Genomic DNA, 16,591 nt, shown 5'->3' with positions numbered 1-16,591 from the left:
CAGACAACTGACCAAAGTTCCGAGCGCCCTTCGTCTGGCAGAAGTCACGGAGAGGCGGCACAGGCAGTGCGCCGCGGAGAGGGAGACGATCGTCGACTGGTTGGCGGTGGTCGCCGATTGGTCGGATCCGGCGGCGACCATGCGGATCGTGTCGAGTGAGATCGTGACGGGCCGCGACGTTCAGGTCGAGTGCTCGAGTCCGGACAAGCTGGTGATCACCGAGGGGCGGACGATATCGCCGTCGAGATGAGCTACATCTTCGTTCGGAGTATGCATTTCGTCGACCGGCACGAGGGGAATACCTACTGCTTCGCGCCGGTTTCGTGAGCATTCGGCCGGGCTTTCGGTGACGCCGGGGGGAGGCGGTAGTGTGCTGGGGTGCGCCTCGTCATTGCTCGCTGCCAGGTCGACTACGTCGGCCGACTGACCGCTCACCTGCCGATGGCCCGCAGGCTGTTGATGATCAAGGCCGACGGGTCGGTGCTGGTCCATTCCGACGGCGGCTCCTACAAGCCGCTCAACTGGATGAGTCCGCCGTGCTGGCTCGAGGAGCGCGATATCGCCTCGCTGGTCCCCGCGGAGCTGCCCGACGGCGTCACGGCGCTGCGGGAGGGCAAGACGGCGCTGCCGGTGAACATCAAGGCGCTGTGGGTGGTGACCAACAAGGCCGGTGAGGAACTGCGGATCACCATCGAGGACATCGAGCACGATTCCTCGCACGAACTCGGCATCGACCCGGGTCTGGTGAAGGACGGCGTGGAGGCCCACCTGCAGGAGCTGCTGGCGGAGCACGTGACGAAGCTCGGCGAGGGGTACACCCTGGTCCGGCGCGAGTACATGACCGCGATCGGCCCGGTGGACCTGCTGTGCCGCGACGCCGACGGCGCCACGGTGGCGGTGGAGATCAAGCGCCGCGGTGAGATCGACGGTGTCGAACAGCTCACCCGCTATCTCGAACTGCTCAACCGCGACCCGCTGCTGGCCCCGGTGGCCGGGGTGTTCGCGGCCCAGCAGATCAAGCCGCAGGCGCGCACGTTGGCCGAGGACCGGGGAATCCGTTGCCTGACGCTCGATTACGACGAGCTGCGCGGCACGGAGAGCAACGTTTTCCGGTTGTTCTGAGGGCGATGCACCGTGCCGCGACGCAAACCCCGCAACGATCGCCGCAGCGCCCCGGCGCCGATCGGTGACGTCTATGGCCGCACCGAGGACGGGCCCGGCGACGAAACCTACATCGTGCGAACGGTTCCCGGCGCGCGAGCGGTGAAGACCTATCGCTGCCCCGGCTGCGATCACGAGATCATGCCCGGCGTGGCCCATATCGTGGCCTGGGCGGCCGAGGGCGGTGAGGACGACCGTCGGCACTGGCATCAGGGCTGCTGGAACGGGCGCCGCACGCGCGGCATCACCCGGCGCTGGTCCTGAAGCCCCGAAAACGCGTAAACCGAAGGCCGCCTCGATGATTCGAGGCGGCCTTCGGTGTTGGACGATATGTCGTCGCAGTTCCCTCGTCAGTTGCTGACGTCGGCGCTCTCGCGGTCCTCGTCGACGATGTCCTCGTCGGCGTCGGAGACCTCGGGAATGGCCTTGGCCTGACGGCCGCCCGACACGGACTTGTTGTTGCCGTTGTTGCCGATGGACTTGCGCTCGGGGGCGCCGTCGAGCAGCTCGCTCTCCCGGTTGACCGCCGCGAGCATGGCGGGCACCGAGTCGAGCTGACCGCGGATACCGAGCAGCTGGGCCAGGACCCGGCCGCGCAGCACGCGCATCTCCTCGGCCAGTTCCTTCGCGTGCGCGATCTTGCGCTCGGAGGTCTGGGTGGCGGAGCTGATGAGGCGGTTGGCCTCATCGGTCGCGTCCTTGATCCGCTGGGCGGCCTCGGCGCGACTGGTGGCCTCGAGCTCCTCCATGGCACGGGTCAGCTTGGTGCGCCGATCGTTCATGGTGGCTTCGAAGTCCTGCTGGGTGGCCTTACGCTTGGCCTCGGCCTCCTTGCCCAGACGTTCGACATCGGCCTGGGCGGCCTCGATGATCTTGGCGGAATCGGTGCGCGCGTTGGCGAGGGTCTGCTCGTATTCGATCTCGAGCGCCTCGCGCTTCTCCTTGGTCTCCGCGAGCAGCGACTCGTACTTGCCACGCATCTCGGTGGCCTGCTGCTCGGCGATCGACACCATCTCGGCGGCCTCGGCCTGGGCCAGCGCGCGGACCTCGGACGCCTCGTCCGAGGCGAGGCGCAGCATGCGCGAGATACGGTCGGACATGCCTTCGGCGGTGGTCGGCGGCACGGACAGCCGGTCGACCTCCTTGCGGAGCTCGTCGATCTCGTCCCGCGCGTCTTCCAGCTGGCTGGCGAGATTCCGGGCCTGCGCGGCGGCAGCGTCCCGGTCGGTGGCGGTGACGCGAAGCTCCGCGTCGAAGCGGTCGAAGTAGTTGCGCACCTCGTCTTGCGCATAACCCTTGCGCACAACAGTGAAGGGCAGCGCAACGAAGCGATTGCGATCGGACTCAGGTGACGACATGGCACACAAAATACAGCCTCGAGCGACCGTGTGGAGACTCGACCGTGATTGTGATCTCGCCGAGATTTACCGATCGTATCTCCGTACTAGTGCGTAACATTCGGGTTCGGCTCCACGAGCTCCACCAGCACACCGCCAGCATCCTTCGGATGGATGAAATTGATGCGCGAATCGGCGGTGCCGTGACGCGGGGCGTCGTACAGCAAACGCAGCCCACGCTCGCGCAGGAAGCCCGAAACGGCCTCGATGTCGGTGACCCGGTAGGCCAGCTGCTGCAGGCCCGGTCCACCGCGCTCGATGAACTTGGCGATGGTCGACTCGGGGGTCAGCGGGGCCAGCAACTGCAGGGCGGTCGCGCGGTCGGCGGCGGCGGGGCAGGAGAGCATCGCCTCGACGACGCCCTGGGCCTCGTTCACCTCGCGATGGGTCTCGACCATGCCCAGATTGTCGGTGTACCAGGCGACGGCGGCGTCGAGGTCGGGCACGGCGATGCCCACATGGTCGACGGCGATGACGTAGTCGGCGGGGATGAAGTTCACGTTGGTCACCCCACGAAGTTAGCGCCCACCTGGGTGTGGGGTGTGCGGCCGTGCAAGTTACCGTGGAGTCGCAACCCTTGATGCGTGTCGATGTCCGGATGTGCATCACGGTGAGGTTCGACTCTATGAATGCGAGGCTTTCGTGACGACTTCTGTCATCGTGTCCGGTGCGCGTACCCCGGTCGGTCGGCTCCTGGGCGGTCTGAAGGACTTCAAGGCCTCGGATCTGGCCGGTGTGGCCATCAAGGCGGCGCTGGAGAAGGGTGGCGTGGCCCCCGAACAGGTCGACTACGTCATCCTCGGCCAGGTGCTGCAGGCCGGTGCCGGGCAGCTGCCCGCGCGCCAGGCCGCCATCGCCGGTGGCATTCCGATGGACGTGCCCTCGCTGTTGATCAACAAGGTCTGTCTGTCGGGCATCAACGCCATCGCGCTGGCCGACCAGCTGATCCGCGCCGGGGAGCACGAGATCATCGTGGCCGGTGGCATGGAGTCGATGAGCCAGACCCCGCACCTGCTGCCCAAGAGCCGCGAGGGCTTCAAGTACGGCAACACCACCCTGGTCGACCACATGGCCTACGACGGCCTGCACGACGTGATCACCGACCAGGCCATGGGCCTGCTGACCGAGGACCGCAACGACCTGGACAAGGTGAGCCGCGAGGAGCAGGACGCGCTGGCCGCGGCCTCGCACCAGCGCGCCGCCGCCGCGTGGAAGAACGGGCTCTTCGCCGAGGAGGTCGTGCCGGTGGCCGTGCCGCAGCGCAAGGGCGACCCGGTCTACGTCAGCGAGGACGAGGGCATCCGCGCCGACACCACCGTCGAGTCGCTGGGCAGGCTGCGCCCGGCCTTCCGCAAGGACGGCACCGTCACCGCCGGTACCGCCTCGCAGATCTCCGACGGCGCGGCCGCGGTGATCGTGATGAGCAAGGCCAAGGCCGAGGAGCTCGGGCTGGAGTGGATCGCCGAGATCGGCGCCGCCGGTCAGGTCGCCGGTCCGGACTCGACCCTGCAGGACCAGCCCGCCAACGCCATTCTCGCCGCGTGCGCCAAGGAGGGCATCACCCCGGCGGATCTGGATCTGATCGAGATCAACGAGGCGTTCGCGGCCGTGGGCGTCTCCTCGACCAAGAAGCTGGGTTACGACCCGGAGAAGGTGAACGTCAACGGTGGCGCCATCTCCATCGGTCACCCGCTGGGCATGTCCGGCGCGCGCATCCTGCTGCACCTGGCGCTGGAGCTGAAGCGTCGCGGTGGTGGCGTGGGTGCTGCCGCCCTGTGCGGCGGTGGCGGCCAGGGCGACGCGCTGATCATCCGCGTTCCCGCCTGATTTTCTGTGCCGAAGGGCCCCGGTACCGCTGTGCGGTGTCGGGGCCCTTGGTGTGACCGGTCCAACTACGAGGTGTCGTAGTGAATCCGGCACAATGGGGGCCATGGGTTTCTTCGATCTGCGGTCCACTGCCAGTCGTTTCCGGTTCTTCGCGGTGCTCGAGGCGCTGTCCTGGATCGGTCTGCTGACCGGTATGGCGTTCAAGTACCTGCCCGCGGAGGGCAACGAGATCGGTGTGAAGATCTTCGGGCCGGTGCACGGTGCGATCTTCGTGCTGTTCGTGATCACCGCGCTGCTGACCGCGCGGGAGCTGAAGTGGTCGATCACCACCACGTTGCTGGCGCTGGCGTCGAGCATTCCGCCGCTGTTCACCGTGCTGTTCGAGGTGTGGGCGGTGCGGACCGGTCAGCTCGGTGAGCTGAGCACGGAGGCGAGCAAGACCTCGCCGAGCGCTTCGTGACAAACTGGAAACCGTGACTCGACCCGCTGCCCGTCGTCCTTCGCCCGCCGTCGCCGCCGCTATGTCCGGCGCGGTGGATCTGTCCGCGCTGAAGCAGCCCCCCGCCGCCTCCGGTGGAGGGGCCGCCGCCCCGGGGAACCACACGGTCACCGAGGCGGATTTCGAGGCCAAGGTGATCCGGCGCTCGATGCAGGTGCCCGTGGTGGTCGCGCTGTTCTCGCAGCGCAGCCCGGGCAGCGTCGAGCTGGTCCGCACGCTCGAGCGGTTCGCCGCCGACGACCGCGGCGCCTGGGATCTGGCCGCTGTCGAAGCCGAACCCAATATGAACATCGTCCAGGCGCTGCGTGTGCAGGGCATCCCGACGGTGATCGCGGTGGCGGGCGGACAGCCGCTGGCCGACTTCGAGGGAGCCCAGCCGGAGGCGCAGGTGCGCCAGTGGCTCGACGCGGTGCTCGACGCGACCGCGGGCAAGCTCGAGGGTGACAGCGGCACCGCCGCCGAGCCCGAGGTCGAGGACCCGCGCTTCGTCGCCGCCGAGGACAAGCTGGCCGAGGGCGACATCGCCGGGGCCGAGGCGGCCTACGAGGCGATCCTGGCCGAGGAGCCCGGCAACGAGGAGGCCAAGGCGGCGCTGCGTCAGCTGCGCTTCCTGACCAGGGCCCAGCAGGTCGACCCGGCCTCGGTCGCCACCGCCGACGCCGACCCGTCCAACCTCGACGCCGCGCTCGACGCCGCCGACGTGGAACTGCTCGAGCAGCGTCCCGAGGCGGCCTTCGACCGCATCATCGCGATCGTCAAGCGCACCGCGGGCGACGATCGCACCAGGGCGCGCACCCGACTGCTCGAACTGTTCGAGCTGTTCGACCAGGCCGAGCCCTTCGTGGTCGCGGCCCGGCGCAAGCTGGCCACCGCCCTGTACTGACCCCACCCACCTTCTCGGGCCCGTCTCGGCTGAACCGCCGGGGCGGGCCCGACGTATGTCCTCACCAGACCCCGCGGCACCGGGCCGCGCGCTGACCCGAGGAGTACGTCATGACAGCACTCGACCAGTCGGCCGAGCTCGATCCGGCCGCCGTGGAAGCCTTCGCCGGACGCATGGTCGAGGTGCTCGACCACGCCAGCACGGCCCTGATGATCAGCATGGGCCACCAGGTGGGCCTGTTCGACACCATGGCCGCCCATCCCGGCGCGACCAGCGACCAGCTCGCCGCGACGGCGGGCCTGGACGAGCGGTATGTGCGCGAATGGCTCGGCGCGATCACCACCGCGGGCATCGTCACCTACGACCCGGTCGCCGCCACCTACACGTTGCCGCCCGCGCACGCCGCCGCGCTGACCAGGGCGGCGGGTCCGGACAACCTGGCCAGGGTCATGCAGTTCATCGGGCAGCTCGGTGAGGTGGAGCCGAAGATCGTCGAGCGGTTCCGCACCGGGGGCGGCCTGTCCTACGAGGACTACGGACGGTTCCACGCGCTGATGGCCGAGGAGAGCGCCGAGGTGTTCGACGCCGCGCTGCTCGAGGTGATCCTGCCGATGGCGCCGGGCCTGCCGGATCGGTTGCGCGCGGGCATCGATGTCGCCGATATCGCCTGCGGCAGTGGACATGCCGTGAATCTCATGGCGCGGGCGTTTCCGGCCAGCCGGTTCACCGGTTACGACTTCTCCGCCGACGCGGTGGCGGTGGGCCGGGCCGAGGCGGCGGAGTCGGGGCTGACCAACGCGCGGTTCGTGGAGCAGGATGTCGCGGAATGGGACGCGCCCGAATCCTGTGATCTGATCACGATCTTCGACGCCGTCCACGATCAGGCGCATCCGGCGCGGGTGCTGGCGAACATGGCGCGGGCGCTGCGGCCGGGCGGAGTGTTGCTGATGGTCGACATCCACGCGTCGAGCAAGCTCGAGGAGAATCTGGACCTGCCGCTGGGACCGTTCCTCTACACGGTGTCCACCATGCACTGCATGTCGGTCTCGCTGGGGCAGGGCGGGGACGGGCTGGGCACGGTGTGGGGTGAGCAGCGGGCGCTGTCGATGCTGGCCGACGCGGGGTTCACCGATGTGCGCACCGCGTATGTCGACGGTGATCCGCTCAACACCTATTACGTGGCGCACAAGGCGTGAGCCTCAGTGCGGGGCGGCCAGCCAGACCGCGCTGTTGGGCGCCAGGGTGACCGTGGCCGAGGCGGGGCGGCCGTGCCAGGGCGCCTCCTCGGCGCGGACCCCGCCGAGATTGCCCAGGCCGGAGCCGCCGTACTCCTGGGCGTCGGTATTGAGGACCTCGCGCCAGGAACCGGTGTGCGGCAGGCCGATCCGGTAGTTCTCGTGGGTGGTGCCGGAGAAGTTGAAGACACACGCCACCGCGCTGCCGTCGGAACCCCAACGGAGGAAGGCGAAGACCGAGGCGTGACTGTCGTCGGCCTCGATCCAGGAGTGGCCGCCGGGGGTGGTGTCCTGGCTCCACAGCGCCGGGTGGGCGACATAGGTGCGGTTGAGATCGCCGACCATGGTCGAGACGCCTTGGTGCAGGGGGTTTTCCAGTTCATGCCAGTCCAGGCCGCGGTCGTTGTCCCATTCGCGGAACTGGCCGAACTCCTGGCCCATGAAGAGCAGTTGCTTGCCGGGGTGGGCCCACATGTAGGCGAGCAGGGCGCGCACGCCGCTGGCCTTGGCGAAATCGTCGCCGGGCATGCGGGTCCACAGGGTGCCCTTGCCGTGCACCACCTCGTCGTGGCTGATCGGCAGCAGGTAGTGCTCGCTCCAGGCGTAGACCAGCGAGAAGGTCATCTCGTTGTGGTGCCAGGACCGGTGGATCGGGTCGCGGGCGAGGTAGCCGAGGGTGTCGTGCATCCAGCCCATGTTCCATTTCATGGTGAAACCCAGGCCGCCGACATCGGTGCCGCGGGTGACGCCGGGCCAGGTGGTGGACTCCTCGGCGATGGTGAGCACGCCGGGATGGGCGCGGTGCACGGTGTCATTGAGTTCCTGTAGGAATTCGACGGCCTCGAGATTCTCCCGGCCGCCGTAGATGTTGGGCTCCCAGCCGCCCTCCGGACGCGAGTAGTCCAGGTAGAGCATGGAGGCGACGGCGTCGACGCGCAGGCCGTCGATGTGGAACTCCTCGATCCAGTACGCCGCGTTGGCGACCAGGAAATTGCGCACCTCGTTGCGGCCGAAGTCGAAAACGTAGGTGCCCCAGTCGAGTTGCTCGCCCCGGCGCGGGTCGGGGTGTTCGTAGAGCGGGGTGCCGTCGAAGCGGGCCAGTGCCCATTCGTCGCGCGGGAAGTGCGCGGGCACCCAGTCCAGCAGGACGCCGATGCCCGCGTTATGCAGGTGGTCGACGAACCAGCGGAAGTCGTCGGGGGTGCCGAAGCGGGAGGTGGGGGCGTAGTAGGAGGTGACCTGGTAGCCCCAGGAACCGCCGAAGGGATGTTCGGCGACGGGCAGCAGTTCGACGTGGGTGAAGCCGGTGGCCCGCACGTAGTCGGCGAGCTGTTCGGCCAGTTCACGGTAGGTGAGGCCGGGGCGCCAGGAACCCAGGTGCACCTCGTAGACGCTCAGCGGCGAGTGGATGGCGTCGGTGCGGGCGCGGCGGTCCAGCCAGGCGCTGTCGGTCCACACGTGGTCGGCGCGGGTGACGACCGAGGCGGTGGCGGGCGGGACCTCGGTGGCGAAGGCGAGCGGGTCGGCGTGGTCGACGACGCGGCCGTCGGCACCGTGCACCCGGTACTTGTAGCGCGAACCCGGCTCGACGCCCGGTACGAACACCTCCCACACCCCGGAACCGCCGAGCGCGCGCATCGGCGCCGAGGTGCCGCTCCAGTGGTCGAAATCGCCGAAGACGGTGACGCCGCGGGCATTCGGTGCCCAGACCGCGAAGGAGGTGCCCGCCACCTCGCCGTCGAGGGTGGTGTAGCGGCGCGGATGCGCGCCGAGCACCTCCCACAGCCGGGTGTGGCGGCCCTCGCCGATCAGGTGCAGGTCGAATTCGCCGACAGTCGGCAGGAAGCGGTAGCCGTCGGCGGTGAGCACGGTCGGACCGCCCGGGTATGCCGCGCGCACGCGGTAGTCGTCGATCTCCGGATACGGCAGCACCGCGGCGAACACGCCGTGCCCCAACGACTTCAGCGGATGCTCGGTGCCGCCGACCAGCACGGTGACCGTCTCGGCGTGCGGGCGCAGCACGCGCACCGCGGTGCCGTCGGGGGCTGGGTGCGCGCCGAGCACGGTGTGCGGGTCGGTGTGCGTGCCCGCCGCCAGCAGCATCAGGTCGCGGCGGCGCATCAGAAGCTCCGGCGATAGGCCAGGGGAGCGCGGGCGGCGGCGGGGACGGCGGGCAGGGCCAGGATGTGCGCGACCGCCTTGGCCGGGTCGAGCTGGATGAAATTGCGCTGGCCCCAGTGGTATTCCTCGCCGGTGACCTCGTCGAAGACCACGGGGTGGTCGTGCCATTCGCGGCCGAGGGCGGGCAGGTCGAGAGAGACGTGGCCGTATTCGGTGGCGAAGGGATTCAGGTTGACGATCACCAGCACGGCGTCGCCGGTGGCCGGGTCGATCTTGGAGTAGGCCAGCAGGGCGTCGTTGTCGACGGCGTGGAAGTGGATGCAGCGCAGCTGCTGTAGCGCGGGGTGGTTGCGGCGGATCTCGTTGAGGCGGGTCAGCCACGGTTCCAGTGATTCGCCACGGGCCAGGGCACCGCCGAAATCGCGCGGGCGCAGTTCGTATTTCTCGGAGTCGAGGTATTCCTCGCTGCCGGGACGCACCGCCTCGTGCTCGTACAGCTCGAAACCGGAGTACACGCCCCAGGTGGGGCCGAGCGTGGCGGCGAGCGCGGCGCGGATGGCGAACATGCCCGGTCCGCCGTGCTGGAGGCTCTCGTGCAGGATGTCGGGGGTGTTCACGAACAGGTTGGGGCGGGCCTCGTCGGCCTTGGCGGCCAGCTCGAGACCGAACTCGGTGAGTTCCCACTTGTGCACGCGCCAGGTGAAATACGTGTAGGACTGGCTGAATCCGCGCCGCGCGAGGCCGTAGAGGCGGGCCGGGCGGGTGAACGCCTCGGACAGGAAGATCACGTCCGGGTCGGTGCGGCGCACCTGCGCCAGCAGCCACTCCCAGAAGTCGGCGGGCTTGGTGTGCGGGTTGTCGACGCGGAAGATGGTGACGCCCAACGAGATCCAGTGCCGGATCACCCGCAGCACCTCGGCGTAGATGCCGTCGGGATCGTTGTCGAAGTTGACCGGGTAGATGTCCTGGTACTTCTTGGGCGGGTTCTCGGCGAAGGCGATGGTGCCGTCGGGCAGGGTGGTGAACCACTCCGGATGCGCGGTGACCCAGGGGTGGTCGGGCGCGCACTGCAAGGCCAGATCGAGGGCGACCTCGAGGCCCAGACCGGCTGCGGTGGAGACGAATTCGGCGAAGTCGGCCTCGGTGCCCAGGGCGGGGTGGATGGCGTCGTGTCCACCCTCGGCCGAGCCGATCGCCCACGGCGAGCCGACATCGCCGGGCTCGGTGGTGAGCGCGTTGTTGCGGCCCTTGCGGTTGACCTCGCCGACCGGGTGGATCGGCGGCAGATAGACCACGTCGAAGCCCATACCCGCGATGCGGGGCAGTTCCCGCGCGGCGGTGGCGAAGGTGCCGTGCACGGGACGGCCCTCGGCGTCGCGGCCACCGGTGGACCGGGGGAAGAACTCGTACCAGGAGCCGACCAGCGCGCGGCGGCGTTCCACCAGCACGGTGTGCCCGGTGCCCCGGGTGACCATCTCGCGCAGCGGTGTGGCGCGCAGGATCTCGCCGACCTCGGCGCTGAAGGCGGGGGCGACGCGGGCGGGTAGCTGGTCGTCGGAGCGCAGGGCGGCCGCCGCCGCGCGCAGCCGCTCGAACTGCTTCTTCGGCACCGCCTGGGCGGCCCGGTCGAACAGCGTGGCGCCGATCTCGAGGTCGTTGGCCAGGTCGGCGGCGGACTGGCCGACGGCGAGCTTGGCCTCGACCGCCGAGCGCCAGGTCGCGATCGGGTCGCTCCAGCCCTCGACGCGGAAGGTCCACAGGCCGGGGGTGTGGGGGGTGAAGACGGCGTTGAAGACGTCCGGCTCGTATTCGGGCGCCATCCGGACGCGGGTGATGCGCGAGGAACCGGGCGCGCGCACGGCGAGAGTGGCGGCGACGGCGTCGTGACCCTCGCGCCAGACCACGGCGCGGACCGGGAAAACCTCCCCGACGACAGCTTTAGCCGGTCGCCCGCCGGGAATGGACGGTGCGATGTCATCGATGGCAATCCGGCCGCTCACCTCGCCAACCTACTGCATACCCCCACCGCCGGGCTCGGCGACGACACGCCGCGCACGCCCCGACCCGGTACTGTTCCGCCTGTGAAGGCACTCCGTCGGTTCACTGTCCGTGCCCATCTGCCGGAGCGGCTCGCCGCGCTGGGTGAGTTGTCGACGAACCTGCGCTGGTCGTGGCACGGCCCGACGCAGGATCTGTTCGCCGAGCTCGATCCGCGGCTGTGGCAGGTCGTCGGTCAGGACCCCGTCCGCATGCTGGGCGAGGTACCCGCCGAGCGGCTCGACGCGCTCGCCGCCGATCCCGACTACACCGCCAGGGTCGACGCGCAGGAACGCGGGCTGCGCGATTATCTGGCCCGGCCGCGCTGGTTCCAGGAGCGTGGCGGCGCCGAGGTGGCGGGGATCGCCTACTTCTCGATGGAGTTCGGTGTCACCGAGGTGCTGCCCAACTACTCCGGTGGCCTGGGCATTCTCGCCGGTGACCATCTCAAGGCGGCCTCGGATCTGGGTCTGCCGCTGATCGGGGTCGGGCTGCTGTACCGCTCGGGCTACTTCCGGCAGTCGCTGTCGGCCGACGGCTGGCAGCGCGAGCACTACCCGGCGCTGGACCCGCAGGGCCTGCCACTGAAATTGCTGACCAGCGACGGGTCGCCGGTGCTGATCCACGTGGGCATGCCGGAGGGCCGGGTGCTGCGCGCGCGGGTGTGGATCGCGCAGGTCGGCCGGATTCCGCTGCTGCTGCTGGACTCCGATATCGCCGAGAACGATCCGGAGCTGCGCGCGGTCACCGACCGGCTCTACGGCGGCGACCAGGACCACCGGATCAAGCAGGAGATCCTGGCCGGGATCGGCGGGGTGCGGGCGGTGCGCGCCTACACCCGCGCCCGGGGGCTGCCCGATCCCGATGTCTTCCACATGAACGAGGGCCACGCCGGTTTCCTCGGCGTCGAGCGGATCCGCGAATTCGTCGCGGGCGGACTGGATTTCGACACCGCGCTGGCGGCCGTACGCGCCGGGACAGTGTTCACCACGCACACCCCGGTGCCCGCCGGGATCGACCGGTTCCCGATGCCGTTGGTGCGCAGGTACTTCGGTGGCGCGCACGGTGAACCCGAGTCGGCGTTGCTGCCGGGCCTGTCGGTCGATCGGATCCTGGCCTTCGGGCGGGAGGCCGATCCGTCGGTGTTCAACATGGCGCACATGGGTTTGCGGCTGGCGCAGCGGGCCAATGGTGTCTCGAAGCTGCACGGGGAGGTCAGCCGGGAGATGTTCGCCGCGCTGTGGCCCGGCTTCGACGCGGCCGAGGTGCCGATCGGCTCGGTCACCAATGGCGTGCACGCGCCGACCTGGGCCGCGCGCGAATGGCTCGACAAGGCCCGCGAACTGGTCGGGCCCGAGCTGGTCGAGGAGGCGCGCGGCTGGGAGAAGCTCAGCGATGTCGACCTCGGACAGCTGTGGTCGACCCGCAATGTCCTGCGCGGCGTGCTGATCGAGGAGGTGCGCCGCAGGCTGCGCGCGTCCTGGTTGCAGCGCGGTGCCGTCGAGGCCGAGCTGGGCTGGATCGATGATGTCTTCGATCCCGACGTGCTCACCGTCGGCTTCGCCCGCCGCGTGCCCACCTACAAGCGCCTCACGCTGATGCTGCGCGATCCCGAGCGGCTGCGCGCGCTGCTGCTCGACCCGGAGCGGCCGGTGCAGCTGGTGGTGGCGGGCAAGAGCCACCCCGCCGACGACGGCGGCAAGGCGCTGATCCAACAGGTGGTGCGCTTCGCCGACGATCCCGCCGTGCGCCACCGCATCGTCTTCCTGCCCGACTACGACATGTCCATGGCCCGCTACCTGTACTGGGGGTGCGATGTGTGGCTGAACAATCCGCTGCGCCCGCTCGAGGCGTGCGGCACCTCCGGGATGAAGTCGGCGCTCAACGGCGGCCTGAACCTGTCGATCCGCGACGGCTGGTGGGACGAGCTGTTCGACGGCGAGAACGGCTGGGCCATCCCCACCGCCGACGGTGTGCGCGACGAGCACCGCCGCGACGATCTCGAGGCCGCGGCCCTCTACGAGCTGGTCGAGCGCACCGTCGCCCCTCGCTTCTACGATCGCGACACCGACGGTGTCCCGGTGCGCTGGACCGAGATGGTGCGCCACACCCTGCAGACCACCAGTCCCGAGGTATTGGCCTCGCGGATGGTGCGCGACTACACCGAGCAGTACTACGACCCGGCCGCCGCCGCGTTCGCCCGGGTGGCCGCCGACGACTTCGCCGGGGCCGCCCGGGTGGCCGAGTACCGGCGTCGGATCGAGACGGCCTGGCCGTCGGTGCGGGTGCTCCAGGTGGACAGCTCCGGCCTGCCCGACACCCCCGTGATCGGCGCGGAGCTGAGCCTGCGCGCGCGGGTCGACCTGGGCGGGCTCACCGCCGAGGACGTGGTGGTGCAGGCCGTGCTCGGGCGGGTCTCGCCGGAGGACGACCTGTCCGACACCGTCACCCTGGAGATGGGGCACACCGGCGGCGACGAGGGCGTCCAGCTCTACGACCTCACGGCGCCGGTGCCGCTGTCGGGCGCGGTCGGCTACACCGTGCGGGTACTGCCACGGCATCCGCTGCTGGCCTCGAACGCCGAGTTGGGCGCGGTGGCGGTCGCGGGCGGCTGATCGTGAGCGGGGACACGGGAGACGGGTTGTTCGGTTCAGTGAACTTTCCGCTACCGTTCCTGGGCATCCTTCTTCTCTGAACACCCCGGACTGGAGAGTCATGGCCAGCGATGTCCTCACCCGCGCCCGAGGGCGCGTCGACGGATACTTCGGTATCTCGTCGAGTGGGTCCACCTTCCGCCGCGAGGCGATGGCGGGGACGATCACGTTCCTGGCGATGTCCTATGTGCTGGCGGTGAATCCGTCGATCCTCGGTGACGAGGGCGCCCTGGGCGACAAGGGCATCCCGATGCAGGCGGTGTTCACCGCCACCGCCGTGGCCGCCGTCTTCGGCACGCTGGTCATGGGCATCTGGGCGCGCTACCCGATCGCGCTCGCGCCGGGCATGGGCCTCAACGCTTTCTTCGCCTACACGGTCGTGCTGAGCATGGGCATCCCGTGGCAGGTGGCGCTGTCGGGCACGCTGCTCTCGGGCATCATCTTCTTCATCCTCGCGGTGACCAAGGTCCGCGAGCGCATCCTCAACGCGATCCCGCTGCAGATGAAGTTCGCGGTGGGCGCGGGCATCGGCCTGTTCGTGGCGTTCCTCGGGTTGAAGAACGCGGGCATCGTGGTGAACAGCGAGGCGACGCTGGTCACCCTCGGCGACTTCACCAAGGGCACCACGCTGCTGGCGCTGTTCGGTCTGGTCGTGACCGTGGTGTTCCTGGTGATCGGCTGGCACGGCGCGGTGCTCTACGGCATCGTCGCGACCACCGTGCTCGGCATGGTGACCGGCCTGGTCGGCATTCCTGACGGCATCGCCGAACTGCCCAAGGGCCTGGACCAGACCTTCGGCCAGGCGATCATCCACCTGCCCGACGCCTTCACCGGGCAGATGATCGTCGTGGTGCTCACCATGCTGTTCGTCGACTTCTTCGACGCCTCGGGCACCCTCATCGGCGTCGCCAACCAGGCCGGGCTGCTCAACAAGGACGGCACGCTGCCCCGCGCGGCCAGCGCCCTGGCCGCCGACTCGGTGGGCACCACCGCGGGCGCGATCATCGGTACGTCGACGACCACCGCGTACGTGGAATCGACGGCGGGTGTGTCGGCCGGTGGCCGGACCGGATTGACGGCGGTGACCACGGCGGGCTGGTTCCTCATCGCGATGTTCTGCTATCCGGTGTTCTCGGTGATCGCCGGGTCCAGCGAGGTCACCGCGCCCGCGCTGATCGTGGTGGGCGTGCTGATGGCCCGCGCGCTCGGCGACATCGACTGGCAGCATCTCGAGTACTCGGTGCCCGCGTTCCTCACCGTGATCATGATGCCGCTGACGTACTCGATCGCCAACGGTCTGGCCATGGGCATGATCCTGTATCCGGTGGTCATGGTTGCCAGAGGCCGCGTCAAGGACGTGCATCCGGCCATGTGGGGCCTGATGGTGCTGTTCCTGGCGTACTTCTTCTTCCTCGTCGAATAGGTTAGGCTTACCTCTCCGAAAGTTCGAAGGAGAGATCTGTGAAGCGCTCGCTCGCCGCCGCGTCGATGGCTGTGGCCACTCTGTTCGCCCCGGTCGCCGTGGCCGTCGTCGCCACCGCCCCGGCCGCGATCGCCGCGCCCGCCACTCCGTCGGTCGGCGAGCTGCAGGGCAAACTGCAGGCCGCGCTGAACGGGTCGACCGCCGAGGTCGAGTCCGGTGACGCGAGCGGGCTGACGGTCGTGCGCGACCGGATCTCGGCCATCCCGGGCTACCACTGGGACGTCTCGGGCCCGGTGACGGTCGAGGGCGACACCCTCTCGGCCACCCTCAACAGCCGCCTGGGCGACTACACCTACCCGATTCCGGTGACCTGGAAGGACATCGACGGCACCTGGAAGCTGTCGAAGGAATCGGAGGACACGCTCGTCGGCTACGCGACGATGTCGTACTGATCCCGATGTAGAGAGCAGAGGCCGTCCGGTGGGGCGGCCTTTTGCTTTCGCTGTGACCAGCGACACGCATCCGGCGCCACGGACGTGAAATACCCGGGCCGACAACGAGGTTGACCGGAACAGGCAATCGGACCGCAGTCCGGTTGCGGGCATGTATCGAATCGCAGACGAGGACACGATGACCGACACCGCTACCCGCACCACCACTTCCGGCACGACCACCACCACCCCGGCCCCTGATGCCGCGCTCGCCAGCGATATCGGCCTGCTCGTACTCCGCGTCGGCTTCGGCGGCCTGATGGCCGCGCACGGCGCCCAGAAACTCTTCGGCTGGTGGGGCGGCAAGGGCTGGCGCGACACCGCCGACGGCTTCACCGCCATGGGCTACAACCCCGGCGAGATCTTCGGCACGCTGGCCGGACTCACCGAATTCGCGGGCGGTCTCGCGCTGGTGCTCGGCGTGCTGACCCCGCTGGCGGCGGCCGCGGTGCTGGGCACCATGGTCAACGCCATCAATGTCACCTTCAGCGGTGGTCTGCTCACCGGCAAGGGCTACGAGGTGGCGTTGCTGTTCGCCATTCCGGCGATCACCCTGGCCTTCACCGGCCCCGGCCGGTTCTCGCTGGATCACGGGCGGCCGTGGGCGCGTCAGGGTCTGGTGTGGGGTGTGGGCGCGGTCGCGCTCGGTGTCGGGTCCGGGCTGCTGACGCTGCTGCTGAAGGCCGTGCTCTGAGCTGAGGTTCCCGCGACGGCGGTGTGGTGACCATCGCCGCGCCGCCGTTGTCGTGTACCGGTTGCCGGGAGGTCGCCGCGGTGTCACCGGATGTCGGGGGGACGCACTACCCTCGTCGGCGTGCGGCCCGCGCGGGGCGGGCACGGCATCGTCCGCACAGGGAAAGGGA

The 16,591-nt window shown here is 69.3% G+C and carries 15 protein-coding genes; 11 read left to right on the top strand and 4 right to left on the bottom strand.

Features of this window, described 5'->3' with window-relative positions; genetic code table 11:
- From QC180_RS29500 to QC180_RS29490, 3 genes are all read left to right on the top strand, one after another.
- Window positions 1-250 (top strand): hypothetical protein (locus QC180_RS29500; RefSeq protein ID WP_278266139.1); only part of this gene is annotated, 250 nt, incomplete at its 5' end.
- A gap of 128 nt (window positions 251-378) precedes the next feature.
- Window positions 379-1,122 (top strand): endonuclease NucS, encoded by a 744-nt coding sequence (nucS, locus tag QC180_RS29495; protein WP_278266138.1) that lies wholly within the window; start codon window positions 379-381, stop codon window positions 1,120-1,122.
- A gap of 12 nt (window positions 1,123-1,134) precedes the next feature.
- The gene (locus tag QC180_RS29490; RefSeq protein ID WP_278266137.1) at window positions 1,135-1,425 is read left to right on the top strand and encodes an ATP/GTP-binding protein; all 291 of its coding nucleotides are present in this window, start codon (window positions 1,135-1,137) and stop codon (window positions 1,423-1,425) included.
- 86 nt (window positions 1,426-1,511) lie between these two features.
- On the opposite strand, the gene QC180_RS29485 is transcribed toward QC180_RS29490, so the two are convergent.
- Together QC180_RS29485 and mce are read right to left on the bottom strand one after the other, a co-directional pair.
- Complete coding sequence (locus QC180_RS29485; protein ID WP_278266136.1) at window positions 1,512-2,519, bottom strand: coiled-coil domain-containing protein; 1,008 nt, start codon at window positions 2,517-2,519, stop codon at window positions 1,512-1,514.
- Window positions 2,520-2,605: 86 nt separating this feature from the next.
- Window positions 2,606-3,067 (bottom strand): methylmalonyl-CoA epimerase, encoded by a 462-nt coding sequence (gene mce / locus QC180_RS29480; RefSeq protein WP_278266135.1) that lies wholly within the window; start codon window positions 3,065-3,067, stop codon window positions 2,606-2,608.
- A 133-nt stretch (window positions 3,068-3,200) separates the two neighbouring features.
- Here mce and QC180_RS29475 point away from each other — a divergent pair, with 133 nt between their 5' ends.
- From QC180_RS29475 to QC180_RS29460, 4 genes are all read left to right on the top strand, one after another.
- A complete protein-coding gene (locus QC180_RS29475) occupies window positions 3,201-4,385 on the top strand; it encodes an acetyl-CoA C-acetyltransferase (RefSeq protein WP_278266134.1) in 1,185 nt (394 codons plus the stop codon).
- Window positions 4,386-4,488: 103 nt separating this feature from the next.
- On the top strand, window positions 4,489-4,845 hold the full coding sequence (locus tag QC180_RS29470) for a DUF3817 domain-containing protein (RefSeq protein ID WP_278266133.1): 357 nt from the start codon (window positions 4,489-4,491) through the stop codon (window positions 4,843-4,845).
- A 61-nt stretch (window positions 4,846-4,906) separates the two neighbouring features.
- On the top strand, window positions 4,907-5,767 hold the full coding sequence (locus QC180_RS29465; protein ID WP_278266141.1) for a tetratricopeptide repeat protein: 861 nt from the start codon (window positions 4,907-4,909) through the stop codon (window positions 5,765-5,767).
- Between the two features lie 110 nt (window positions 5,768-5,877).
- Window positions 5,878-6,963, top strand: coding sequence for a class I SAM-dependent methyltransferase (locus QC180_RS29460; RefSeq protein ID WP_278266132.1), 1,086 nt, complete (start codon window positions 5,878-5,880; stop codon window positions 6,961-6,963).
- Between the two features lie 3 nt (window positions 6,964-6,966).
- Here the strand turns inward: QC180_RS29460 and glgB are convergent, their stop codons facing one another.
- On the bottom strand, window positions 6,967-9,123 hold the full coding sequence (glgB, locus tag QC180_RS29455) for a 1,4-alpha-glucan branching protein GlgB (protein WP_278266131.1): 2,157 nt from the start codon (window positions 9,121-9,123) through the stop codon (window positions 6,967-6,969).
- Window positions 9,123-11,123, bottom strand: a complete 2,001-nt coding sequence (locus QC180_RS29450) for an alpha-1,4-glucan--maltose-1-phosphate maltosyltransferase (protein ID WP_278266130.1) — start codon at window positions 11,121-11,123, stop codon at window positions 9,123-9,125. Before QC180_RS29450 ends, glgB begins: the two co-directional genes overlap by 1 nt.
- Before the next feature lie 81 nt (window positions 11,124-11,204).
- Here QC180_RS29450 and glgP point away from each other — a divergent pair, with 81 nt between their 5' ends.
- The 4 genes from glgP to QC180_RS29430 all read left to right on the top strand — a co-directional run bounded on the left by glgP (window position 11,205) and on the right by QC180_RS29430 (window position 16,422).
- Window positions 11,205-13,775 carry an alpha-glucan family phosphorylase gene (gene glgP / locus QC180_RS29445; protein ID WP_278266129.1) on the top strand — a complete coding sequence of 857 codons (2,571 nt, stop codon included), beginning with the start codon at window positions 11,205-11,207 and terminating at the stop codon, window positions 13,773-13,775.
- Between the two features lie 100 nt (window positions 13,776-13,875).
- The gene (locus tag QC180_RS29440) at window positions 13,876-15,237 is read left to right on the top strand and encodes an NCS2 family permease (RefSeq protein ID WP_278266128.1); all 1,362 of its coding nucleotides are present in this window, start codon (window positions 13,876-13,878) and stop codon (window positions 15,235-15,237) included.
- Between the two features lie 38 nt (window positions 15,238-15,275).
- Window positions 15,276-15,689, top strand: a complete 414-nt coding sequence (locus tag QC180_RS29435; protein WP_278266127.1) for an MTB12 C-terminal domain-containing protein — start codon at window positions 15,276-15,278, stop codon at window positions 15,687-15,689.
- Between the two features lie 178 nt (window positions 15,690-15,867).
- A complete protein-coding gene (locus QC180_RS29430) occupies window positions 15,868-16,422 on the top strand; it encodes a DoxX family protein (protein ID WP_278266126.1) in 555 nt (184 codons plus the stop codon).
- The last annotated feature ends 169 nt before the right edge of the window (window positions 16,423-16,591 follow it).

Source organism: Nocardia anocheti, assembly GCF_029675105.1.
Classification (GTDB): Bacteria; Actinomycetota; Actinomycetes; order Mycobacteriales; family Mycobacteriaceae; genus Nocardia.
Note: the sequence above shows the minus strand (reverse complement) of the source record. Positions and strands in the feature narration are given on the sequence as shown.